The sequence below is a fragment of the Pseudomonas sp. 34 E 7 genome, assembly GCF_900005715.1.
Taxonomy (GTDB): Bacteria; Pseudomonadota; Gammaproteobacteria; order Pseudomonadales; family Pseudomonadaceae; genus Aquipseudomonas; species Aquipseudomonas orientalis_A.
In genome coordinates, this window is record NZ_CVTX01000192.1 from 46,174 (window position 1) to 69,057 (window position 22,884).

Here is a 22,884-nt window from a genome sequence, read left to right on the forward strand (position 1 = left end):
CGTAAAAAAGCGGTGGAGCCAAGCCTGGAGTGATCAGATCCTGAACTGACCGACCAACTGCCCCAGGCGTTGACCCAAATCCGCCAGGCTGCGGGACGTCTGGGCGCCGAGTCGGGTTTCATCGGCCACGCTGTCCACCGCCCCCGCAATCTGGTGCACGCTGCGGTTGATTTCCTCGGCCACGGCGGTTTGCTCTTCGGCGGCGCTGGCGATCTGCGCGTTCATGGCGTTGATGGTGCCGATCAACTGCGCCATGGTGTCCAGCGATGCTCCGGCCTGGTTGGCCTGGGCCGAGGTGCCGTCACCGGCATCGCTGGAGCGGCGCATGGCGTCCACGGCGGCTTCGGTGCCTTTTTGCAGGCGGTCGATCATGCCCTGGATTTCCTGGGTGCTGGTCTGGGTGCGGCTGGCCAGGGCGCGCACTTCATCAGCGACCACGGCAAAGCCGCGCCCGGCCTCCCCGGCACGCGCAGCTTCAATCGCCGCGTTCAGCGCGAGCAGGTTGGTTTGTTCGGCAATCGAGCGGATCACACTGAGTACGCTGACAATCGACGACACATCCTGCTGCAGGCTGTCGAGGGACACCCCGCTGCTGCGGATATCGCTCACCAGCGCATGAATCTGCGCGATGCTGCCGTCCACGACGCGCTTGGCGGCCTGGCCCTCGGCATCGGTCTGCTGCGCGGCAACGGCGGCGCCCTGGGCACTGCGCGCCACTTCATGGGCGGCGGACGACATCTGATTGATCGCGGTGGCGACCTGGTCGGTTTCGTGACGCTGACGCTCCATGGCGGTTTCCGAGCGCTGGGCTTGCTCGGACACCTGGCTCACCAGGCCGGTGAGTTGCGCGGTCATTTCGGTGATCTGGCGGACCAGGCCGTGAATCTTGTCGACAAAGCGGTTGAACGCGCCGGCCAGGTCGCCGAGTTCGTCCTGGCTGGTAATGGCCAGGCGGCGTGTCAAGTCACCTTCGCCGGCGGCGATATCGTCGAGGTTGGCCTTCATCAGGCTCAGTGGGCGCAGAATGGTGTTGGCCACCAGCAGGCCGACAGCGGCGATCACCAGCAACACCACGGCGGCCAAACCGAGAATGCTCAACAGCACGCCCTCCATGCGCGCGTGGACCTTGGCCTCGACCACTGCGACCTGGGCTTCGATGCCATCCAGGTTGACCGAGGTGCCGATGACCATGTCCCACTTGGGCAGGTATTCGGTGTAACCGAGCTTGGGCACCAACTCGGTCTGGCCGGGCTGGGTCGAGCTGTATTGCAGGTAGTGGGTGCCATCCTTGCCGACTTTGACCAGGTCGCGGTTGACGTAGACGCCGTTGGGGTCGCGGTTATCCTTGAAGCTCTTGCCCACGCCGTCCGGGCTGTTGCCCTTGAACAGGCGGATGGTCTCGGAATCGTAGCCGAAGAAGTAGCCGTCCTTGCCATAGCCGGTGTTGGACAGCAACTTGACCACCTGCGCCCGCGCCGCCGTATCGCCGGGGGCAGCGGCGTCGTAGAGCGGTTTGATGGTGGTCATGGCCACTTCGACATAACCCTGCAGGGTAGCCTTGGCATCGTTGAGCAGGCGCTGGCGGGTTTCATCCACCTCGTTGCGCGCCTGGCCCTGCAGCATCCACACGGTGGTCAGGCTGATGACCAGGGCGAACAGCAACACCGGCACGACGGCAAGGGACAGGACTTTGGCCTTGAGGCTCAGACGCATGGCTTTTCTCTCTTATTAGGGGCGACTTGAGAGGTTAGCGGCCAAATGCGTCATTTCTGTAGGAGCGAGCTTACTCGCGAAGGTCGTCAACGATAACGCGTGCATTCTGGATGAACGCGTTATCTGGGCGTTTTTCGCGAGCAAGCTCGCTCCTACAGTGAGGTGAGGGAGCTGATGTCAGAGCGTCATCGCCGCCAGCCAGCCAAACGCCAGCAGCGGCAGGTTGTAGTGCAGGAAAGTCGGCACCACGGTGTCCCAGATATGATGGTGCTGGCCGTCGATATTCAGGCCGGAGGTCGGGCCGAGTGTGGAATCGGAGGCCGGTGAACCGGCGTCGCCCAACGCGCCGGCGGTGCCGACGATACACACGATCGCCACCGGGCTGAAGCCCAGTTGCACACACAACGGTACGAAAATCGCGGCCAGGATCGGCACCGTGGAAAACGACGAACCGATGCCCATGGTCACCAACAGCCCCACCAGCAGCATCAACAACGCCCCGACTCCACGGCTATGGCCGATGAACGCCGCCGAGGTTTCCACCAGGGAGCGCACATCACCGGTGGCCTTGAGCACTTCGGCAAAGCCCGACGAGGCGATCATGATGAAGCCGATCATCGCCATCATCTTCATGCCTTCGGTGAACAGGTCATCGGTCTCGCGCCAGCGCACGATGCCCGACACCGAGAAAATCAGGAACCCGGCCAACGCGCCGATGATCATCGAGTCCAGCCACAGTTGAATGATGAACGCCGAGGCAATCGCCAGGCCGGCCACCAGCAGGGTCAATGGGTTGTACTGCACCGCCACCTGCTCGACACGCTCGATTTTTTCCAGGTCGTACACGCGTTTTCGGCGATAGCTGATAAACACCGCCACCAGCAGCCCGACCACCATGCCCAGCGCAGGCAGGCTCATGGCATGGGTCACGTTGACCTGGCTGATGTCCACACCGCTCTTGGCCACGTTGGCCAGCAGGATCTGGTTGAGGAAGATATTGCCGAAGCCCACCGGCAGGAACATGTACGGCGTGATCAAGCCGAACGTCATGACGCAAGCGATCAGGCGGCGATCCAGTTGCAGCTTGGTCAGCACATATAACAACGGCGGCACCAGCAGCGGGATGAACGCGATGTGGATGGGCAGGATGTTCTGTGAAGCGATCGCCACCGCCCCGAGCAGGCCGATCAGCAGCCATTTGACGTGGTTGCCGCCGCTGGCTTCCTGGCGATCGACCAGCAGCAGCGCTTTGTCCGCCAAGGCATGTGCCAGGCCGGACTTGGCAATCGCCACCGCGAAAGCGCCGAGCAAGGCGTAGGACAAAGCCACCGTCGCACCGCCGCCCAAACCGCTGTTAAACGCCTTGAGCGTGGCGTCGATCCCCAGCCCTCCGGTCAAGCCGCCCACCAGGGCGCCCACAATAATGGCGATGACCACATGCACACGGGACAGGCTGAGCACCAGCATGGTGCCGACCGCGGCGATAACAGCGTTAATCATGGTTACCTCAAGACAGAAACATAAAAGACAGGCATGCCCGCGCCGCAGCGGCCATTGAAGGCGCTGCCGGCGTACGGGCTCAAAGAGGTCTTATTAGAGGGCCCGCACTTTGCAGCAGCCGGCCGGCCATGTCAAAAAGCTGTGACCCTGGGCAGGTTTAAATTGACTGTTTGAATAAAGAAAAAACGCGCGCAGCCGATAACGGTGTCTCTATGTGTATTCATGTAAGGATGTCCCGATGTCGCTCAGGCAGCTCTCCATTCAATGGAAAATTACCCTGCTCGCGGGCCTGTGCCTGCTGGGGATCGTGACCCTGCTGGTGGGTCTGTCGCTGTACCGAATGGCGCAGAGTTCCGAGCAGGTCAAGGCGTCCAGCATGCAGATGCTCGATGAAGCCGCCCAGGCGCGTATCGAGGCGCAAGGTGAAGTGCAGGCGCTGGGCATTCGCCAGCAGTTCATGGATGCCTACCAGTACGGCCATGGGTTTTCCCGCCAGGTGCTGTTTTTGCGCGAACAGGCGGAAAAACGCTTCCTGGATGCCTTCGACACCCGCGAAGACCTGACTCGTCAGGTCCGCGCCGCGCTGCAGGCCAACCCCGACCTGCTGGGTTTGTCCCTGGTATTTGAAGCCAATGCGCTGGATGGCAAGGATGAGCTGTTCGCCAACCAGGCGGAGCTGGGCAGTAACGACAAAGGCCGCTTCGCCCTGTACTGGTCGCAGCCGACGCCCGGCAAAATCACCTCCATGGCGCTGCCCGAAAGCGACATGACCGACACGTCCATCGGCCCCAGCGGCGAAAAAGCCAACGCCTGGTTCACCTGCCCGCGCACCACCCTCAAGCCCTGCGTGATCGAACCTTACTTTTATGTGATCGACGGGCAGAACGTGCTGATGACCAGCATCGTCTTCCCGCTGATGGTCAACGGCAAAGTCATTGCCTCGTTGTCGGTGGACATCAATCTCAACAGCTTGCAGGCCGTGAGCCAACAGGCCAGCCAGAAGCTCTACGACGGCCAGGCCCACGTCAGCATTCTGAGCCCCACCGGCTTGCTCGCCGGCTACAGCCCGGACGCCAGCAAACTCAGTCAACGCCTGGACCAGGTCGACCCCGACAGCGGCGCACAGTTGATCAGTGCCCTGGCGAGCGGCACACAGATCCGCAGCCTGCGCACCGACCACCAACTCAAAGTGCTGGCGCCCTTTGCCCCGATCCCGGACGGCAAGCCATGGGGCGTGCTGCTGGACGTACCGAAAAAAGTCCTGGTGGCCCCGGCCGAGGCGCTCAAGGCCCAGTTGGATGCCGACAATACCCAAGGCACCCTGCTCGAACTTGGCCTGGGCCTGCTGGCCGCCGTGGTCGGTTTGATCCTGGTGTGGCTGATGGCGCGCAGCGTGACTCGGCCGATCCTCGGCGTAGCACATATGCTCGAGGACATCGCCAGCGGCGAAGGCGACCTGACCCGCCGCCTGGCCTACGACAAACAGGACGAACTGGGCCAACTGGCCGGCTGGTTCAACCGTTTCCTCGACAAGCTGCAGCCGATCATCGCCGAGGTCAAACAATCGGTGCAGGACGCCCGTGGCACCGCCGACCGATCCGCCGCGATCGCCAGCGAAACCAGCGCCGGCATGGAGCAGCAGTATCGTCAGGTTGACCAGGTGGCCACGGCCTCCCACGAAATGAGCGCCACCGCCCAGGACGTCGCCCGCAGCGCAGCCCAGGCAGCGCAAGCGGCCCGCGATGCCGACCAGTCCACCCGCGACGGCCTGACCGTGATCGATCAGACCACCAACAACATCGGCCTGCTGGCGGCTGACATGAGCACTGCCATGACCCAGGTTGAAGGCCTGGCGAGCAACAGCGAAAAAATCGGCTCGGTGCTGGAAGTGATTCGCGGCATCGCCGAGCAGACCAACCTGCTGGCGCTCAATGCCGCCATCGAGGCCGCCCGCGCCGGTGAGGCCGGCCGGGGTTTTGCCGTGGTGGCCGACGAAGTGCGCAACCTGGCACGACGCACCCAGGAATCGGTGGAAGAAACCCGCGTGGTGATCGAGCAATTGCAAAGCGGCACCCAGGAAGTCGTCGGAGCCATGGGCAACAGCTATCGTCAGGCTCAAGGCAGTGTCGAGCAAGTCGGCCAGGCGGTCACCGCACTGCGCCAGATCGGTGACGCCGTCACCGTGATCAGCGACATGAACCTGCAAATCGCCAGCGCCGCCGAAGAGCAAAGCGCCGTGGCCGAGGAGATCAACAACAACGTAGCGACAATTCGCGACGTGACCGAGTCGCTGTCGGAACAAGCCAATGAATCGGCGCGCGTGAGCCGGGCGTTGAACAACCTGGCGAATCAGCAGCAGGGGTTGATGGATCAGTTCCGGGTGTAACGACGCTGGTCCAATGTAGGAGCGAGCTTGCTCGCGAAAAACGTCAACGATAACGCGTGCTTTCTGAATGAACGCGGTGCCTGTAAGTTTTTCGCGAGCAAGCTCGCTCCTACAGACGGCGATGCCCCCACCCTAACCACGATGCGAAGCGAGCCGCTTTTGATCTTGATCTCAGGCGCCCCGTTAAACCACGCTGGCCGAACGCAGGCTTGAATCCGTGGGTAACCCGGCAGGACGCCGGGTTAGCCGCCCCGCGCCATGGATGGCGCGTGGCGGCGGCCCACGGATTCAAGCCTGCGTTCGGGCACACCGAGCCTAAGCGAGGTGCCGAGTGGTGGGGCAAGAGCGTTTTGCTTACTTTTGCGCTTTTCAAAAGTGAGCCGCCGTCAGGGCGGAACCCTAAGTAGCCGTGACCGCAGAAACGGATATGTACTCGGTCTGATCCAACACCCTGGTCGGCCCAGAGGCCGCCATCGGGGGCAAGCCCCCTCCCACATTGGATTGTGGAGCATCAGTAAGATAGTCATAGGCTGACAAGTAGCAACGGGGGGGCAAGTCGAATCGTCGCACCACCCCCCCACAGTTTTAGATTGGCACTACCGCCTGGGCAATTCGATCAGCACCTTGAGCCCGCCCAATTCACTTTCCTGCAACTGCAGCACCCCGCCCCACACGTCAACAATATCGCGCACAATGCCCAGCCCCAGGCCGTGGCCATCAATCTGTTCATCCAGGCGTGCGCCACGGCTGAACACCTGCTCACGCTGGATCTCCGGAATGCCCGGGCCATCGTCTTCGACCGCCAGCCGATAGCCGTGCGGCGCCTCACTCACGCTCAGTCGAACTTCGGCATCCGCCCATTTGCACGCGTTGTCCAGCAGGTTGCCGAGCAGCTCCAGCAAATCTTCCCGGTCCCAGGGCAGTTGCAGGCCCGGGGCGACGTGGTAGCTGAGGTCCAGGTGTTCGCCGTGGATCATGCGCAGGGTGGCCAATAGCCCCGGCAGTTCCTTTTCACAGTCAAACAACGCCCCCGGCAAGGTTTCACCGGCCAGGCGCGCGCGATTGAGCTCGCGGTTGAGGCGCTGCTGCACCTGTTCAAGCTGATCGCGCAATAACTTGCTCAACTGCGGCTGATCCCTGAGCGCCTCGCTTGACGCGGCACTCAGCATCACCGCCAACGGGGTCTTCAGCGCGTGCCCCAGGTTGCCCAGGGCATTGCGCGAGCGTTTGAGGCTGTCTTCGGTGTGCGCCAGCAAATGGTTGATCTGCGCCACCAGCGGCTCCAGCTCCGCCGGCACCTGGGTGTCCAGTTGCGAACGCTGGCCCTGTTGCAACTGAGCAATCTGATTGCGCGCGGTTTCCAGCGGGCGCAAGGCGCGGCGTACGGTGATGCGCTGCAATACCAACACCACCAGCAAGGCCGCCAGCCCCAGTACCAGGCCGATCTGGCGCATCAGGCGGAAACTTTCCCGCACCGGCGTGTAGTCCTGCGCCACACTGATGGAGATCGACTGGCCGAAGCGTTTGTAGTCCGAGCGCAATACCAACAGTTTCTGGCCTTCAGGCCCCAGTTGCAGGTTGCCCTTGAGACCGGCCTCGGGAAGCGTCGGCAGCTCCTGGTCCCACAATGAGCGGGAGCGCCAGTGCGTGTCGGCAAAATCAATGCGGAAATAGTGCCCCGAGAATGGCCGTTGATAGGCCGGTGACAGGCGCTGCTCATCCAGCTGCACACCGTTGGGTCCACGCACCAGCGCTACCAGCAGGTTCTCGCTGTCGTTGCGCAGCCCGGCCTCCAGATAGCGCTGCAATCCGGCCTCGAACAGCCACAGGCTGGTTTGCGCCAGCACCACGCCGACGATCACCATCACGCTGATCAACCCCAGGCTCAAGCGCCGCTGGATCGACTTCATGCAGGGCTGGCGCCAAACCGGTAACCCTGGCCGCGCCGGGTTTCGATCACACTGCGTCCCAGTTTGCGCCGCAGATGGTTGACGTGGACTTCCAGCACGTTGGAATCGCGCTCGGTCTCGCCATCATAGAGATGCTCGGCCAGATGGCTTTTGGACAGGATCTGTTCGGGGTGCAGCATGAAATAGCGCAACAGGCGGAACTCGGCGGCCGTGAGCTGGATCTCGTCACCGTCGCGCAGCACGCACTGGCGGCCTTCGTCCAGGTGCAGACCGGCTGCCTGCAGGGTCGGTTGGTTGGCATGCCCGTGGGCCCGGCGCAACAACGCCTGGATGCGCAGGTGCAGCTCTTCGGGGTGAAAAGGCTTGCTCAGGTAATCATCGGCACCGGCCTTGAGCCCCTCGATGCGTTCCGCCCAGGAATCACGCGCCGTCAGCACCAGCACCGGCGTGGCCAGGCCTGCGGCGCGCCATTGCCCCAGCACCTCGAGCCCCGGCAAGCCCGGCAGGCCAAGGTCGAGGATGATCAGGTCATAGGGCTCGCTGCGGCCCTGGTACGCCGCGTCGCGTCCATCGGCCAGCCAATCGACCGCATAGCCTTGACGCTGCAGGCCGGCCAGCAGCTCATCGGCCAGCGGGACGTTGTCTTCCACCAAAAGCAGGCGCATCAGTCTTCCTTATCCTTGATCAAGGTACCGTTGGTGGCGTCGAGCTTGATTTCGCGCACGACGCCTTCGGTGGTCACCAGTTCCACTTCATAGGCGTATTGGCCATGCTTGAGCTCCAACTCCGCCTCCAGCAGCCGGCCTCCCGGGTAGCGGGACATCGCCTTATGCAACAGGAGCTCCAGCGGCAGGATCACGCCCTGCTGCCGCAGCGCCAAGGCTTCATCCTGATTGAGGTCGCGAGCGGCCAGGCTTGAGCAAAAGGCCAGGAGCGCCAGCAGCACCAGACTACCGGCGCGTCGATATAGCGTCATTACGTGTCCTGATGATTCTTGAGAACGTGCCCGGTGAGCGCGTCCAATTCAACGTCCCATTCAAGGCCGTGGGCATCTTCCAGTTCGATCTGGTAGATGTACTTGCCGTATTCCTCGTTCAGGTCGGTGCCCAGCAAGGTCGACCCCGGATGCAAGCCCAGGGCGGTGGCTTCAAGCTGATCGAAGGCGACAATTGTAACAGTGCCAGGCAATTTCAGTGGTTTGTCGGGGTCCATTGCCCAGGCCGGCGTGACCGAGAACGCAATGATACCGGCGGCGACCAGCGCTGTGAGGCGCTTCATGATAAGTCTCCGTTTCAGGATGTTTTTCCTACGAATGATCACGGTACGCGCGGCAACTTAATTGAAACTGAATTGCCACCATGGCAATTTCCCGCAGAAGTGAGCTTGCTCCTGCAATCGCTCTGACAGAGAACGGTATGACCGCTATTCACATCAAGTTCCCCGCCCTGACGCTCAGGGCCGGCAAACGCGCCTTTGCGCGCATTCGCGAGCAAGGTCTTGCACCTGCCGACGTTGGCATTCTCCCGGGTGCGGCCGGCGGCCCCAAGGCGCTGGGCATCCAGGGCCTGGACCTGGCGCTGTTCGGCGACTGGCTGGCGCGCATGCCTCGGGAGCGCGCGCTGATCGGTGCGTCCATCGGTTCCTGGCGGTTTGCCAGCGCTTGCCTGCCCGACCCGGTGCAAGGCTTGCTCGACCTGGGCCGCCTGTACAACGAACAGCGTTTCGCCAAAGGCGTGACCATGGCCGAAGTCAGCCAGAGCTGCCGGCGCATGCTCGACGACCTGCTGGCCGGCCGTGATGCACAGGTGCTGAACCACCCCGACTACCGCCTGAACATCATGGTGGTGAAAAGCCATGGCCTGCTCGCCGATGACCATCGAGGCCGGCTGGGCCTGGGCCTGTCATCGGTGATTGCCGACAACCTGCGCGGCCGCGCACGACTGTCGCGGCATTTCGAACGCCTGATCATCCACGATCCCCGCCAGGCGCCTCCGGTGCACGCGCTGGAGGATTTCCCGTCGCGCTTCCTTGAACTGCAAATGGGCAACCTGCGCCAGGCGCTGCTGGCATCCGGCTCGATTCCCATGGTGATGCAAGGCGTGCGCGACCTGCCCGGCGCAGGCGTTGGCACCTACCGCGACGGCGGCCTGCTGGACTACCACCTCGACCTGCCCTACTGCGGCGACGATATCGTGCTGTACCCGCATTTCACCGACCGCGTCATTCCGGGCTGGTTCGACAAAGGCCTGCCGTGGCGGCGCAGCAACCCACAGGGGTTGCAGGATGTCCTGCTGCTGGCACCGTCAAGGGACTACCTGGCCCGCCTGCCCCACGGTAAATTGCCGGACCGCAGCGACTTCAAGCGCTTCATGGGCGACGACGCGAGCCGCAACGCCTACTGGCAGACGGCAATGAGCGAGAGTCGACGGCTGGGCGATGAGTTCCTGCAGTTGGCGGACAACGGTGGCCTGGGCGAGCGTTTGCAAGCACTTTGACCCGGCGGTATGCGCGGCGGCGGGTCAAGCTGTTAAACTCGCCGCCTGCCAGATACCTGACCGAGCTGAAAATACCGTGGAAATCTTCAAAGAGTTTACGTTCGAATCCGCCCACCGCCTGCCCCACGTCCCGGACGGCCATAAATGCGGGCGCCTGCATGGGCATTCGTTCAAGGTGGCGATCCACTTGAGCGGCGACCTGGATCCCCATACCGGCTGGATTCGCGACTTCTCGGAAATCAAGGCGATCTTCAAGCCGCTCTACGAGCGTCTGGACCACAACTACCTCAATGACATCCCCGGCCTGGAAAACCCCACCAGCGAAGTGCTGGCCAAGTGGATCTGGGTTGAATTGAAACCCTTGCTGCCGGAACTCAGCGCGATTCGCATCCATGAGACGTGCACCAGCGGCTGCATTTATCGCGGCGAATAAGCGATCCAGCGTTGAAGAACCACCTGCGGGTGGTTTTTTTACGCCTCGCCGCAGCTGATCCAAATTGTTTCACGACTGCACTGCTTTCGCGCTTGATAGGCCACCTGGAACCCTCGCGCCGACGCCCTCCCTGCGCTTGGCTGTCGATACACCGCTGCCGAAAGCTTGGCACGCTCGGTGCAACAGGCCTGCGTCATCATTCAGGGAGCAAGGCACATGACCCAGCAAGAATCCGGCAACGATTACCCGCTCAGTGAAGTGCCGCTGCATGCGCGCAAGGGCCTGGCATCCACCGCCATGGTGCTGCTGGGGTTCACGTTTTTTACGGCAACGATGTTTGCCGGCGGCAAGCTGGGCGTGGCCTTCAGCTTTACCGGCATGCTCGGCGTCGTGGCCCTGGGTAACCTGCTGCTGGGTATATACGCCGCAGGGCTGGGGTACATCGCCTTCAAGAGCGGTCTGAACTCGGTATTGATGGGGCGGTTCTGCTTTGGTGAAATCGGCAGCAAGCTCAGCGATCTGATCCTCGGTTTCACCCAGATTGGCTGGTACGCCTGGGGCACCGCCACCGCCGCCGTGGTGCTGGGCAAGTATTTCGCGTTGAGCCAGGGCAGCGTGCTGGCCTTGATGGTGGTATTTGGCCTGGTGTTCTGTGCGACCGCGTACGTGGGGTATCGCGGGCTGGAAATCCTATCTTATATCGCGGTGCCCGCCATGGGCCTTTTGCTGTTGCTGTCGATGTGGGTCGCCACCGTCAAGGTCGGCGGGCTGGACGGCCTGCTGGCCGTGGTGCCGACCGCCGAGCTGGACCTGTCCACGGCGATCACCCTGGTATTCGGCACCTTTGTCAGCGGCGCGACCCAGGCCACCAACTGGACGCGGTTCTCCCGCTCGGCCAGGGTTGCGGTGCTGGCCAGCCTGATCGGTTTTTTTATCGGCAACGGCCTGATGGTGCTGATCGGCGCCTACGGCGCCATCGTCTATCAGCAACCGGATGTGGTGGAAGTCCTGCTTTTGCAGGGTTTCGCCATGGCGGCGATGGCCATGTTGCTGCTCAATATCTGGAGCACCCAGGACAACACCATCTACAACTTCGCCGTCGCCGGTTGCAACCTGCTGCGCACCCGCCGGCGCAAAACCGTGACCCTGGCCGGTGCGGTAATCGGCACCCTGCTCGCCTTGCTGGGCATGTACGACATGCTCGTGCCGTACCTGATTCTGTTGGGCACGGTGATCCCGCCGATTGGCGGGGTGATCATGGCGGACTTCTTCTACCGCTATCGCGGCCAGTACCCACGCCTGGCAGATGCCCGCCTGCCCGCGTTCAACTGGCCCGGGTTGATGGCGTACGCGGTGGGTACGCTGCTGGCGTTCAACTCGCCCTGGGTTGCACCGCTGGTGGGGATCGCGGCCGCGTCGCTCACCTACATACTGATCAACGCCGTACTGCGCGTGCGCGCACCGCTGGCTGACGCCCAGGCATGAGCCTGGGCACCGCCAATGGTAATCTGACGGTCGCCTGATTGAATTTAGCCAAGAGGAACTTGACCATGCACATCATCAATGCCCGCCTGCGCGACCGTGAAGGCCTGCATGATCTGCACCTGGAACACGGCCGGATCGCCAGCATCACTGCGCAAACAGGCGTACCGATGTTAATGGCCAGCGACCTGGATGCCGCCGGCAACCTGGTGATCCCGCCCTTCGTTGAACCGCACATCCACCTGGATGCCACGCTCACCGCCGGCGAACCCCGCTGGAACATGAGCGGCACCCTGTTCGAAGGCATCGAATGCTGGGGCGAACGCAAAGCCACCATCACCGAGGAAGACACCAGGACTCGCGCGAAGAAAACCATCCAGGCCCTCGCCGCCCACGGTATCCAGCATGTGCGCACCCACGTCGACGTGACCGACCCGGACCTCACTGCGCTCAAGGCTATGCTGCAAGTGCGTGAAGAAAGCGCGCACCTGATCGACCTGCAAATCGTGGCCTTTCCCCAGGAAGGCATCGAGTCGTTCCGCAATGGCCGTGAACTGATGGAAGAAGCCATTCGCCTGGGCGCCGACGTCATCGGCGGCATCCCCCACTTCGAGTACACCCGCGATCAAGGGGTGAGTTCGGTGAAGTTCCTCATGGACCTGGCCGAACGCACCGGCTGCCTGGTAGACGTGCATTGCGACGAAACCGATGACCCGCATTCACGCTTTCTTGAGGTGCTGGCCGAAGAGGCGCGCAGCCGCGACATGGGCGCCCGCGTCACCGCCAGCCACACCACCGCCATGGGCTCCTACGACAACGCCTACTGCGCCAAACTGTTTCGTCTGCTGGGCCATTCCGGCATCAGCTTCGTCTCCTGTCCCACCGAAAGTATCCACCTGCAAGGCCGCTTTGACAGTTTCCCGAAACGCCGAGGGGTCACCCGCGTCAACGAACTGCTCGAAGCCGGCATGAACGTGTGTTTCGGCCAGGACTCCATCGTCGACCCCTGGTATCCCTTGGGCAACGGCAACATCCTGCGGGTATTGGAAGCCGGTTTGCACATCTGCCATATGCTCGGCTACCGCAACCTGCAGAGCGCCCTGGACCTGGTCACCGACAACAGCGCCAAGGCCATGGCGCTCGGCGACCGCTACGGCCTGGCACCCGGCCGACCGGCCAACCTGTTGGTGCTGTCGGCAGACAGTGACTATGAGGTGATTCGCAGCCAGGGCCTGCCGTTGTATTCGATCCGCAACGGCAAGGTGCTGATGAAGCGTCAGCCGGCCCAAGTGGAGTTTATGTAACGCTGCGCTAGACGATCGAGTCGATGTCCAGCACTTGCGCTTTGCCCAGGTCGCTGTGGATGGGTGAAGGGATACTGGCAACCTGGGACAAGATTCGGTTTTCCCGGTGAGTGAACCAGCGCTTGAGGCCCTGTTGCAGGTGGGCACCCTGGGCGTGGCTGCCATACACATCGCGCCCATCGAGACGGCGCCAGCGCAGGCTGGCCAGGCGCTCGCGACTGGTATGCAAACGGTCGATCTCTGCATTCAGGGCGTCGTTATGCTCATGGCTGCGGTCGTTGGCCGGGCGCATGCGGGCCAGTTCGCGGCGTTTGGCCCTCAGTTGTTCCCGCATGTCTTCGAGCGCGCGATCAAGCCACTCCAGCTCCCTCGCAGTGACCAGGGAACCCTGGCTATCCAGGGTTTGCTGCCAGCGGCGCAATGTCGCCCAGGCCGCAGGAATATAGCTGGCGGTCATGAAGTGCTGGTTGGCCTGGAAGAGCTGCCTCAACAGGTTGTCGCGGTCGGGCATGTCGCCGTGCAACCGCAACGCCCGATTGCAGCCCAGCTCCTGGATCGATTCACAGCCAGGTTTCCATAGCACCGAAGAATGCGTGCCATCCGGGAGCGTGATCGGCATGAAGTGCTGTTGTTCGCCATGGTGCTGGTAGGCATTCCCACCGACGCGCACCAGGCCGGCGGCGAACAGCAAACCGCCGGCGGTGGGCGCACTGAACAAGGTGACCGCCCCCGGCACCCACAGTTTGGCAGTGGTGTTCATCCACGGCGCCGGGACGCTGGGAACAGGATCGTTATGGTTGACGATTCGATGGTGAACCAGGGCAGATGCGCCAGAGATAAATTCGGAATCGGCGGCGCGGGGGGCGCCGTAGGTGTAGAGGAGTGGGTTGTAATGGGCGTCCGGGATTCGGCGCAGTCCTTCAGCCAGCAGCAGGGCAATCGCGCCGCCCAGGCTGTGGCCGCAGATGACAACACGTTGACCGATGTGATATCGCGAAAGGTAATCCAGAACAAAGTGAAACGTGGCTTGGAAAGCTTGGTAAAAACCTCGGTGAGCTTTACCTGCGCCTTCGAGGAAAGGGACTTGATGAGCATCTGCGTCGCGTAAAGCGTCCGCGCCACTGGCAGTGCCACGGACAGCTATGAGTACAACCTCATCGTGATGGCAGATAAAAGCTTGCGTGTCAGTTCCGGATTCAACGTCGTTAAAAAAATGTATACGCTCCGGATGCTCACCAGGCGGGTGATTGCGCTCATATAATTCAGGATCGAAAGGCAGAATCTCAAAGCGACGAGAGTAGGCTACGTCTTCATACAGTGGATAAAACCGCTGTACTTGTTTTGAGTCGAACTTCCAAGCCTCCCGGTAGCATGACAACTGTTCTACAAACACGTTTCCTATGCTCGGGTTCAGCGGAAAAGTGACCGTATCCGCAGCTCCGGTTGGGGGATCCTGACCAAATTCGCAATAACTCAATGTGGCCATGAGCGCCAACTGGTAAAGGTTCAGTGCACAAAACTGATCATCAGTGGAAATAATTGGCCGTAGCGCTCGTAAAGGACGCACCTCCAAAACCGTAAATTGGTTTGGGAATAGCACCACCCCTTTGAATAAGGACTCAGGAGGACCAAACCCCAGGTCCGCCATCATCTTGAGCGCATTGCGCGTGGGCCGGTGAGCCCTAGACGACGTTGGAGGTAAGTGGGCTTTGTATCGAACCAAATCACTTACCTCCACCTGATAAAAACAGTCTGCTTTTTGCCGTGCCGGGTTACCGTCGACACATTGACCATCGCTGCTTAGAAAAAAAGTTTGCTCCGCGCGTACTTGAAGCTCCGTAATGGGCAAAGGGTAGTCAAGCCGTTTCATAAGCGTGATATAGGGTATTTCTGTTCCCGAATAAGGCTCATCCATCATGAGAACTACCGGGCCACAATAGATACCCTCCAGCCTGGTAAAACCATCCCCATCCAGCCGCCCCCTGTATTGTTTCCCAACACTGTCCTGGAGAGTATAAAGCAGACCACCGTAGGCCTTGCCGCTCCCGGTTTCATCAACGAGCCCCAAAGACAACCAATCTCCGCGTAATGGGCAAGCGGGCATCCTGTCGTTAAAAAACTGCTGCTTCCATGCATCCTGTTTCATCAACCTTTTCCCTATCAATCACACGTTGGATAAACGCTGCATAAGCGCCCATCTGGCATTTTGAAAGTCTTGAAATCGGAAACATTGCCGCGACAAAACCCGAACAAATCCTCCTCACTTTCGCCCCTGCAGCGTTTCCAGCCACGGGCAACTTTTACCCAGTTATCACCAAAAGCGGGTTGCTCCTCTTCCGTGAACGCCAACACCATCCTCAACGTTTTCCCGGACAGTCCGTCACGGTGCACATGCCCCCCAGGCCGCGCCCTCGTAAGCTTTCCCGCCGCATCCTGTGATTTGCACCAAAGGCTTTTAATTAGGGCATGTCTGGGGCCATCGGTACGAAATAACCATTGGCATTGCCCAGGAAGCTCTTGAACTCCCGTCTCAGGCATCAAAGGCATTCCAGGCTCCCAGCTATCGTGAAAATAGATAAGGGCATAGTCCCTTCCGATATCCGACCAACGCTGCCCCCAACTGGCATTAATTACGAAAACGAGGCTGCGCAATACGAGAGGGCAGCCATTTACCTGTTCCGTTAATGGCACCTCAAAGCTGACCCTATTGGCGACGGGTTTTCTGACAGCCTTGAATATTTTGAGCTCAGGTCGCCTACCCTTTCTTGCAGGCAGTTTGCAGCGTTCACCTGATGCTGGTGCGTATGAAGCGTCACCTAACGCGTCAAACCCCGCCGGCAAATCCACCTCCAACGTAAAGCTATCCGGCGCCCTCCCCGCACATCCCGTTAGCCACACCATCCCAACGCCAAGCAACACTTTTCCCATCCACCTACGCATTCCCAAGCCCTTCAGTGCACCACTGTTCCCGCACCCGCTCAAAATGCTGTGCAGGTGTCTCGCCCTCCAGCGGCTGCCAGCGAATGACACTGCTCCGGGTCGCCTCCTCCAGCCGGCGCACCACCAGAAATTCAAGTTGCTCAGGCGACCGCCATCGCCAGGTACGGGCCTGGTCCAGTACACCGGCCAACCAGATCCTGGGATCGTGAAATTCCACCAGGGCCGCCAGGTCTTCACTGTGTTCAGCCAGCAGGTAGCGCAGGATATTGGCCTGGAGAATGGCCGACGCCCGGGGATTGGGCACCTGCAACCAGGGCGCAGGATCGGGCACCGGGTAAGCACCCGGCGCGGGGTTGTCGTGGCTGCACCAACGTCCCTCATGCCAATAACACACGCTGGTCAGCGGGCCCAGGTAGACCGGCCATTGCTCTGCCGGAAGATACGCCAGGGCACGGGCCAGGGTGCGGTTGTCGTGAAAACGGTACAGGGCCTTTTCGCCTTCTGGCCCGACCAGCAGGCGCTCACGCCAATGTCGGACCACAATGGCCAGGTCATCGTTGGGCAAACTGCCCAACCACCCTCGATTGGTCTCGGGGCTTTGCAGAAGATCGATCAGCGCAGGCTCGCCTATCTGCTCCACCAGCAGGATAACCGGGCCCTTGCTCGCCAGTTCCGCTGCCGCGGTTTCAGCATAGAGCGGGCAATAGTGCGAGAGGTCGCGAGCCGCCATGAGCGACTGGCAGTGCTCGTTGCTGGCTTCGAGTATCAGGCACAGGTGACGCCCCGCCTGTTGCTGCTGCGCCATCCATTGATAAGACTCGTGCTGCATCACGCGGCCCTCCCGGTGCTGGCGCATTGACCTTCGCGACAGCGCTCGCACAGGGGGCAAAAATCCGCATCCAGTTGGCCGGCCATGTCCGAGATGAGGCCCTGTACCAGCGAAATCTCAGGAGTGCCCGCAGCAGACAAAGGGCTGGCCGACCTTGCAACGGCTGGCGAACCACCGACAGTGATGGGCCGGCTGCTGAAAATCCCGCCGGCCTGAATCTGCAAATGCTCGCCGCCCGCCTTGAAACTCAACTGGGCGCCCGCATCGATGACAAGGCTGGCCCCCGCCTTCAGGTGAATCTGTTGACCAGCTTCGATCACCATGACCTGGGCCACCTGGGTGTGGCTGTCGCCTTGCACGGCGAGGTGGTCGCTTGCCTTGATCACAACGCTGCGCTCGCCTGTGATGTGGCGCTGCTCTCCCCCCTCAAGACGAACCGTGCTCAAGCCTCGGATGACTTCACTGCGCTCACCGAGCACCTGCAAACGGCTGTCATGGCCCACGTGCTGCTCCAGGTCACGCTGGGCGCGCAGGTAGATCAGTTCCTCACCACGGCGGTCTTCCAGGTGCAGCTCGTTACTGCCCGCGCCACCCGGAACACTGCAACTGCGCAACACGCTGCGGGTCTTGTGCTGCGGCAGGGAAAAGGCCGGCATGTGCAGTGCATTGGGCAGGCAACCATTAATCACCGGCTGGTCCGGGTCTCCCTCAAGGAAGGTCACCAGCACCTCCATGCCCACCCGTGGAATCAGCATGGCGCCAAACCCGGAACCGGCCCAACCGGTTGCGACCCTCACCCAGCCGCTGCTTTTATCATCCGACCTGTCCAGCCGATCCCAATGAAACCGCACCTTCACGCGACCATACGCGTCGCAGTGCACCTCCTCGCCCGCAGGCCCCGTAACCGTCGCCGTCTGGCTGCCATTAATGGAGGCCTTGGGATGTTTGAGGGCTGGCCGATGCACCGCACGCCAAGGGGTCGCAGTGAAATGGTTGCTATACCTCACGAAGGTGTCCGTATCCCCTGCCGCTTGCTCCAGGACCTGGGGCTGATAGCCTTCGTGGCGCACCGAGGTGAGCAACCACAGGTCATTGCAGGTCGGGTCCGGATGATCTTGCAACTCAAGGAAATGACCACTGCGCAGCAGGGGCTGGTCACTGCTGCCCGACGCGCGCTGGCGGTCGGACTGATGCCGCTCCAGACTGCGACGCGTCAATTGCGCCCCCCGTGCACGACGGGTAAAACCTGCCGGGTAATGGTAGTCCTCAAGGGCTGTGCCCGGTGCATCGCCGGAGGCGTCCTGCAGCTGCAGCGACGGGTGTTCGAAGTCGTGATCACGGCGCACCGTTCGCCGACTGCGGGTTTCCAGGCGTGTATCGAAGCGCTGGACCCCGTTGGTTGCGGCCATCGGATCAAGCGTCGAGCAGTACCGCTGCATCGGCAGGCGCTGAAACACAGTCTGATCATCACCAAACACCAGGAAATGACCGTCGGCACGATGACGGAAGTGGTAATGGATACCCTCTTCCTCACACAGTCGCTGAATGAAGTGCAGATCAGTCTCCCCATACTGCACGCAAAAGGGCCGCGGCGGATAAATCACCGGGCCGAGCTCGAAGGCATAGGCATCTGCGAGGATGCCGTGTTGTTCAAGCACGCTGGCGATAATCTGCGGCACGCTACGCTGCTGGAAAACCCGCTGGTCAAGGCGATGGGCCAGGCACGCCAGGCGCGGCGCGAGCGTGAGGTGGTAACGGGTGAGCCGGGCCCCCGGGCCATTACGGCCGATGGCGTAGACCAACCCGTGCAGGCCTTGATCCGTTGTGCCCAGATCCAGATAGGCCGGCTGATGCAGCAACGCCTCCAGATCCAGGTCAGGGTTTTCGCTGGTGACTTGCACATCTATGAAATACGGCTGATCAAGACACTCACTGCCTTCGAAAGCGAGTACCTGCAAATTGGCAATAACGCCTGGAATTATTAATTTGAAACGTGACGAAACAAACGCGTCAACCATCCGTTGTTACCCGCCCTCAATAACCCGCTGATTAAAAGCTCTCCTCGTTGATTGCCGGAAAGCTGGCCGAGAAAAAGCGCCTGAACGCTCTGAAGCTTAGCGATTTCAGGAAAAAAACGGCCCTTTGAAAATAAAACAGAAGATTCGTACGGCGAGAATGGAAGTGTCCTTTACAAAATAAAAGACACATGCAAATAAACACATAATCAACAACAGAACTTTCTTACATCGGTACTTCTCAAGATAGATATCCGACAGGGAAAAAGCCGACACTTATTGCCGTGTAAGTTGCCTATGCCTGTGGGTATGCAGTTCCGAAAAGACTGACGCTCGACAGTGTTTCATCCTCAACCTGCAAACGCACTGGCGCCGTGCCCCCCGGCATCACCACAGCCACTTCGCCGGCGCCAACCCAACCCGCCCGCCAAGCCGCGCAGGCCACTGCACTGGCGCTGGTACCAGAGGAAGCAGTGGGTCCCTCGCCGCGCTCGAATACCCGCGCGAGTACCTGATTGCCCGACGCACGGGCGGCCCATTGCAAATTGACCCCAGCACCGCAGGGACGTCCACTGCCCGCAGGCGGCGCAAATGCAATTTGTTGCAAGCGCTCAAACAATGCCGGTTGATCCATGGCGTCATTGCCTGGCAATGCCGCTGCCTGCTCGATGAGCGTCACGCAATGGGGATTGCCTATTCGCACAAACTGGCTGCGTGTCCATTGCGGATCTATTGCCGACAGCGCGACAACATGACTGAACCCGCCCTGCTGCGCGACAACGCTCTGAACCTCCTCGGCGCTGACGGCCGACGGGCCGAAAGCCGGCTGTCCCAAGGCCAGCCAGAATCCACTGACCTGCTTGTAAACCGCAGGCTCCACCTGAGTGACCACCGGTGACGCGGCATCCGCCTTATCGTGATGCACCCTCAACTGGCAACCCTCGGACATAAGGCCCTGATCGGTCAATGCCTGGGCAAAGATGGTTAACCCGTTGCCGCTGCGCTCGGCGAGGCTGCCGTCGGTATTGACGATCAGCACATCAAAGGGCGGCGCTGCCTGAAAGGGTCCCACCAGCAACCCATCGCAGCGATGGGCCTTGGCATCGGCTGCCGGTGAAACCGCACCCCACCCACATTCGGCAGCGATGGCCGACACGGTCCAGGCCTGTCGCGCCTTCGCGGCGAGGTCGGCGCTGTCTGGCAGTTCCACACCCCGGCGACGCAAGTACTCCGGGCTGACAACCCCATAGATATTGCCGCGCGCATCATAGAAACGCGTCACGCTGAAAACGGCCTGAGAAATCTCATCGATCTGCTCGTCGGTTAACTGAAAAGAAGGCAACAGCGTATTACAGAACACTCACCTGCATACAGTCGACAGCCTTTGCGTGGACGTATCTCCACTCAGCGCGCCGATCCCCAGGGAACCCGGCTCGCCCGACGAGGCCTGATGTGCAAGGATGTCACGCCGGACATCGTTCGTTAAACGCAACGCCAAGGATTATTCATGACTGCCATCCCCACTTCCGCCCCCGTGGTTCCCGGGCGGCTGGAGCAAATGTCCACCCGTATCGCTTTTTTCATCGCCGGCTTCGGCATCGCGGCCTGGGCGCCGCTGGTGCCGTACGCCAAGGCACGCGCGCAACTCAACGAGGGCACGCTTGGCCTGTTGTTGTTGTGCCTGGGGGTGGGGTCGATTCTCGCGATGCCCGTGGCAGGGGTGCTGGCGTCGCGCTTTGGCTGCCGGCGCGTGTTGACCGCCGGCACGATCATGATCTGCCTGGCGCTGCCGATGCTGGCCACCGTGAGTTCGATTCCGCTGTTGATGGCGGGGTTGTTCCTGTTTGGCGCAGGCCTGGGTACCGTGGATTCGACCGTCAACCTGCAAGCGGTGATTGTTGAACGCGCCAGCGGGAAAACCATGATGTCGGGCTTCCACGGCTTGTTCAGCCTGGGCGGCATCGTGGGCGCGGCGGGGGTCTCCGGCCTGCTGGGGCTGGGCTTGTCGCCGCTGCAGGCAACCCTGGTAGTGATCGTCATCATGGTAGTGGCGCTGCTCAAGGCCGCGCCGCATTTACTGCCCTACGGCAGTGAAAGCTCGGGGCCGGCGTTTGCCATTCCCCATGGCGTGGTGCTGTTTATCGGCTGCTTGTGTTTCATCGTCTTCCTGGCCGAAGGCGCGGTACTGGACTGGAGCGCGGTGTTCCTGAGTGACGAGCGCGGGCTGGACCCAGCGTATGCCGGCCTGGGCTACGCGGCATTCGCCCTGACCATGACCGCCGGGCGCCTGACCGGTGACATTATTGTGCGGCGCCTGGGCGCTACCCGAGTGATCGTGGGCGGTGGCACGCTGGCAGCGGCCGGTGTGTTCCTGGCAACGCTCTCCCCTGCCTGGGAAATGGCGCTGCTCGGGTACGCGCTGGTGGGCGCCGGCTGCTCCAATATCGTCCCGGTGCTGTACACCGCTGTCGGCAAGCAGAGCGTGATGCCGGAACACATTGCCGTGCCCGCCATTACCACACTGGGCTACGCAGGCATTCTGGCGGGGCCGGCAGTGATCGGGTTCATTGCCCATGGCAGCAGCGTGGCAACCGCCTTCCTGCTGATCGGTGGGTTGCTGGTGGCGGTGGCAGTCAGTGGGAGGATACTGCGCGTATAAACTCACCGTATGAGCGGCTTGCTTCATACAACCCGCTCATGCCTCTGCGGCGACTTCAGTTGCCCTTTTCTTTCTTGTCGTTTTCCAACCATCGATCGATGCTGTAGTTCTTCAGCCAGCCATCATTGTTACGGCTTCCCGTGAGTTCGTAGCCATTGGCCTTATAGCTGTCCAGCGAGTCCAGCAAGCCGGGTCTTTCAACGATATTTTTGGCGAGATACACCAACTGTTCGCTGTATTTCTTCTTCGGGAAACCGTTGGCGGGGTCTCGCACAACGTTACCTTTACTGTCCAGTTCGTCAGGGTCTTTGCTCATTTCAACAAGCGTGTCTGTTTTTACAAATCTGTGTTTATCGAAGGGCCAGACGAAATCTTCCGATTTATCCCGCAACTGGTCGAACATCCCCCTGAATGCGGTAACGACCTGGGCATTGGACTTACTATGGAAAGGATCCGCACTTTGAGTATTGGGGCTGGTGTTACCGGTGAGCCGTTCGGAAGCGTTGGCCAAGCTTTCAGGCGTGATTTTACCGCCATCCACCAGAATCGCTTCGTTGAGCCTGGGGCGATTGAGTATCTCCCTGGCCAACATGATGGTGCGTTCGGAGACGCTGCTTTTATGCACATCCTCACCGGCAATTTTTTGCAGCCCACTCTGGGTCAGATGGCCATCTGTCTTGAACTTATCGAGCATGGGAAAGTTACTATTGAGGTCTGTCGCCAGCAGGTGGTCATCCGAGCTGGTATAGGGGTTTCCCACATTCGACATACCTCCATACAAGCCTTGACCGTCGAAATGCCGACTGGCGCCATTGACCATCAAGCTGTTCGAGAAAAAACCTGAGTCCGTTGCCAGCGGCTGCTGAGTACCGATCGCCTTGTCGACGACGCTGAGTCGCGTGTAACCACCGCTGGCCGACGCAGGCTCCTGATTCGGTATGAAAGGTATTCCAGAGCCTGGATTAATCCCGTTCGTCATGTTCATTCCCACCCTATTAGATTCCATCAACTGAACCTGGAGTGCTCAGTCTTCGAACGCGCGTCGACTGTCAGCACCAGACAAGCATCGGATGTGTGGCAACCTAAAAATAATGGTTCCTATCAGCCCTGGGCATGCGCCGGGTAAAACTTGAGCGTTTGTAACCGACCAGGCTGGCCCGTCACGGCCGACGTGAAAATTTGCTCCACAGCGTTTCAAGCAATGACCACGCGGACCGG

Annotated in this window: 18 protein-coding genes and 2 pseudogenes; 7 read left to right on the forward strand and 13 right to left on the reverse strand. The window is 61.0% G+C overall.

From position 1 onward, the window contains the following. Positions 1-33: 33 nt before the first annotated feature. The 3 genes and pseudogenes from BFP96_RS31910 to BFP96_RS27725 form a co-directional block, all read right to left on the reverse strand. Positions 34-855, reverse strand: a complete 822-nt coding sequence (locus tag BFP96_RS31910; RefSeq protein ID WP_370671692.1) for a methyl-accepting chemotaxis protein — start codon at positions 853-855, stop codon at positions 34-36. Between the two features lie 36 nt (positions 856-891). After that, a pseudogene (locus tag BFP96_RS31915) lies at positions 892-1,713 on the reverse strand (cache domain-containing protein); the annotation flags it as partial. Positions 1,714-1,890: 177 nt separating this feature from the next. Further along, entirely contained in the window at positions 1,891-3,210 is a 1,320-nt protein-coding gene (locus tag BFP96_RS27725; protein ID WP_163001645.1) for a Na+/H+ antiporter family protein, read from the reverse strand. A 1,384-nt stretch (positions 3,211-4,594) separates the two neighbouring features. Here BFP96_RS27725 and BFP96_RS31920 point away from each other — a divergent pair. Further along, a pseudogene (locus BFP96_RS31920) lies at positions 4,595-4,741 on the forward strand (HAMP domain-containing protein); the annotation flags it as partial. A 102-nt stretch (positions 4,742-4,843) separates the two neighbouring features. Further along, a complete protein-coding gene (locus BFP96_RS31925) occupies positions 4,844-5,599 on the forward strand; it encodes a methyl-accepting chemotaxis protein (protein WP_370737767.1) in 756 nt (251 codons plus the stop codon). A 596-nt stretch (positions 5,600-6,195) separates the two neighbouring features. Here the strand turns inward: BFP96_RS31925 and BFP96_RS27735 are convergent. Genes BFP96_RS27735 through BFP96_RS27750 form a run of 4 tightly spaced genes read right to left on the reverse strand, consistent with a single transcriptional unit; the run spans position 6,196 to position 8,787 of the window. After that, positions 6,196-7,509: a sensor histidine kinase gene (locus BFP96_RS27735; protein ID WP_065937404.1), complete on the reverse strand. Its 1,314-nt coding sequence runs from the start codon at positions 7,507-7,509 to the stop codon at positions 6,196-6,198. Then, the gene (locus tag BFP96_RS27740) at positions 7,506-8,174 is read right to left on the reverse strand and encodes a response regulator transcription factor (protein ID WP_065884046.1); all 669 of its coding nucleotides are present in this window, start codon (positions 8,172-8,174) and stop codon (positions 7,506-7,508) included. Before BFP96_RS27740 ends, BFP96_RS27735 begins: the two co-directional genes overlap by 4 nt. After that, positions 8,174-8,485, reverse strand: a complete 312-nt coding sequence (locus BFP96_RS27745; protein WP_057726271.1) for a PepSY domain-containing protein — start codon at positions 8,483-8,485, stop codon at positions 8,174-8,176. The genes BFP96_RS27740 and BFP96_RS27745 overlap by 1 nt, the downstream gene beginning before the upstream one ends. Beyond that, positions 8,485-8,787 carry a PepSY domain-containing protein gene (locus BFP96_RS27750; protein ID WP_065937405.1) on the reverse strand — a complete coding sequence of 101 codons (303 nt, stop codon included), beginning with the start codon at positions 8,785-8,787 and terminating at the stop codon, positions 8,485-8,487. Before BFP96_RS27750 ends, BFP96_RS27745 begins: the two co-directional genes overlap by 1 nt. 137 nt (positions 8,788-8,924) lie before the next feature. Between BFP96_RS27750 and BFP96_RS27755 the strand changes: the two genes are divergently transcribed. From BFP96_RS27755 to codA, 4 genes are all read left to right on the forward strand, one after another. Beyond that, the gene (locus tag BFP96_RS27755; RefSeq protein WP_065891817.1) at positions 8,925-10,004 is read left to right on the forward strand and encodes a patatin-like phospholipase family protein; all 1,080 of its coding nucleotides are present in this window, start codon (positions 8,925-8,927) and stop codon (positions 10,002-10,004) included. Positions 10,005-10,080: 76 nt separating this feature from the next. Next, on the forward strand, positions 10,081-10,437 hold the full coding sequence (gene queD / locus BFP96_RS27760) for a 6-carboxytetrahydropterin synthase QueD (protein ID WP_065884039.1): 357 nt from the start codon (positions 10,081-10,083) through the stop codon (positions 10,435-10,437). Between the two features lie 216 nt (positions 10,438-10,653). Beyond that, positions 10,654-11,922 carry a cytosine permease gene (codB, locus tag BFP96_RS27765; protein WP_065891816.1) on the forward strand — a complete coding sequence of 423 codons (1,269 nt, stop codon included), beginning with the start codon at positions 10,654-10,656 and terminating at the stop codon, positions 11,920-11,922. Between the two features lie 65 nt (positions 11,923-11,987). Next, a complete protein-coding gene (gene codA / locus BFP96_RS27770; RefSeq protein WP_065891815.1) occupies positions 11,988-13,223 on the forward strand; it encodes a cytosine deaminase in 1,236 nt (411 codons plus the stop codon). Positions 13,224-13,230: 7 nt separating this feature from the next. Here codA and BFP96_RS27775 read toward each other — a convergent pair whose 3' ends face one another. The 5 genes from BFP96_RS27775 to BFP96_RS27795 all read right to left on the reverse strand — a co-directional run bounded on the left by BFP96_RS27775 (position 13,231) and on the right by BFP96_RS27795 (position 20,289). Continuing rightward, a complete protein-coding gene (locus BFP96_RS27775) occupies positions 13,231-15,369 on the reverse strand; it encodes a lipase family protein (protein ID WP_065937406.1) in 2,139 nt (712 codons plus the stop codon). Positions 15,370-15,383: 14 nt separating this feature from the next. Continuing rightward, positions 15,384-16,163 carry a hypothetical protein gene (locus BFP96_RS31535; RefSeq protein WP_065937407.1) on the reverse strand — a complete coding sequence of 260 codons (780 nt, stop codon included), beginning with the start codon at positions 16,161-16,163 and terminating at the stop codon, positions 15,384-15,386. After that, positions 16,156-16,992, reverse strand: a complete 837-nt coding sequence (locus BFP96_RS27785; protein ID WP_065891812.1) for a DUF4123 domain-containing protein — start codon at positions 16,990-16,992, stop codon at positions 16,156-16,158. Before BFP96_RS27785 ends, BFP96_RS31535 begins: the two co-directional genes overlap by 8 nt. Further along, entirely contained in the window at positions 16,992-19,010 is a 2,019-nt protein-coding gene (gene tssI, locus BFP96_RS27790; RefSeq protein WP_065937408.1) for a type VI secretion system tip protein TssI/VgrG, read from the reverse strand. Before tssI ends, BFP96_RS27785 begins: the two co-directional genes overlap by 1 nt. Before the next feature lie 292 nt (positions 19,011-19,302). Beyond that, complete coding sequence (locus BFP96_RS27795) at positions 19,303-20,289, reverse strand: diaminopimelate epimerase (protein WP_065937418.1); 987 nt, start codon at positions 20,287-20,289, stop codon at positions 19,303-19,305. Positions 20,290-20,514: 225 nt separating this feature from the next. Between BFP96_RS27795 and BFP96_RS27800 the strand changes: the two genes are divergently transcribed. Then, the gene (locus BFP96_RS27800) at positions 20,515-21,666 is read left to right on the forward strand and encodes an MFS transporter (RefSeq protein ID WP_065937409.1); all 1,152 of its coding nucleotides are present in this window, start codon (positions 20,515-20,517) and stop codon (positions 21,664-21,666) included. Positions 21,667-21,721: 55 nt separating this feature from the next. Here BFP96_RS27800 and BFP96_RS27805 read toward each other — a convergent pair whose 3' ends face one another. Further along, positions 21,722-22,645: a hypothetical protein gene (locus BFP96_RS27805; protein WP_240997043.1), complete on the reverse strand. Its 924-nt coding sequence runs from the start codon at positions 22,643-22,645 to the stop codon at positions 21,722-21,724. Between the last annotated feature and the right edge of the window lie 239 nt (positions 22,646-22,884).

Bases quoted from the DNA above. Each gene is read 5' to 3' on its own strand.
- BFP96_RS27735 (WP_065937404.1), bottom strand. From the start codon at position 7,509: ATGAAGTCGATCCAGCGGCGCTTGAGCCTGGGGTTGATCAGCGTGATG.
- tssI (WP_065937408.1), bottom strand. From the start codon at position 19,010: ATGGTTGACGCGTTTGTTTCGTCACGTTTCAAATTAATAATTCCAGGC.
- BFP96_RS27800 (WP_065937409.1), top strand. From the start codon at position 20,515: ATGACTGCCATCCCCACTTCCGCCCCCGTGGTTCCCGGGCGGCTGGAG.
- BFP96_RS27745 (WP_057726271.1), bottom strand. From the start codon at position 8,485: ATGACGCTATATCGACGCGCCGGTAGTCTGGTGCTGCTGGCGCTCCTG.
- BFP96_RS27750 (WP_065937405.1), bottom strand. From the start codon at position 8,787: ATGAAGCGCCTCACAGCGCTGGTCGCCGCCGGTATCATTGCGTTCTCG.
- BFP96_RS27805 (WP_240997043.1), bottom strand. From the start codon at position 22,645: ATGACGAACGGGATTAATCCAGGCTCTGGAATACCTTTCATACCGAAT.
- BFP96_RS31925 (WP_370737767.1), top strand. From the start codon at position 4,844: ATGGAGCAGCAGTATCGTCAGGTTGACCAGGTGGCCACGGCCTCCCAC.
- BFP96_RS27775 (WP_065937406.1), bottom strand. From the start codon at position 15,369: ATGAAACAGGATGCATGGAAGCAGCAGTTTTTTAACGACAGGATGCCC.
- BFP96_RS31910 (WP_370671692.1), bottom strand. From the start codon at position 855: ATGACCGCGCAACTCACCGGCCTGGTGAGCCAGGTGTCCGAGCAAGCC.
- codB (WP_065891816.1), top strand. From the start codon at position 10,654: ATGACCCAGCAAGAATCCGGCAACGATTACCCGCTCAGTGAAGTGCCG.
- BFP96_RS27785 (WP_065891812.1), bottom strand. From the start codon at position 16,992: ATGCAGCACGAGTCTTATCAATGGATGGCGCAGCAGCAACAGGCGGGG.
- BFP96_RS27740 (WP_065884046.1), bottom strand. From the start codon at position 8,174: ATGCGCCTGCTTTTGGTGGAAGACAACGTCCCGCTGGCCGATGAGCTG.
- BFP96_RS27755 (WP_065891817.1), top strand. From the start codon at position 8,925: ATGACCGCTATTCACATCAAGTTCCCCGCCCTGACGCTCAGGGCCGGC.
- codA (WP_065891815.1), top strand. From the start codon at position 11,988: ATGCACATCATCAATGCCCGCCTGCGCGACCGTGAAGGCCTGCATGAT.
- BFP96_RS31535 (WP_065937407.1), bottom strand. From the start codon at position 16,163: ATGCGTAGGTGGATGGGAAAAGTGTTGCTTGGCGTTGGGATGGTGTGG.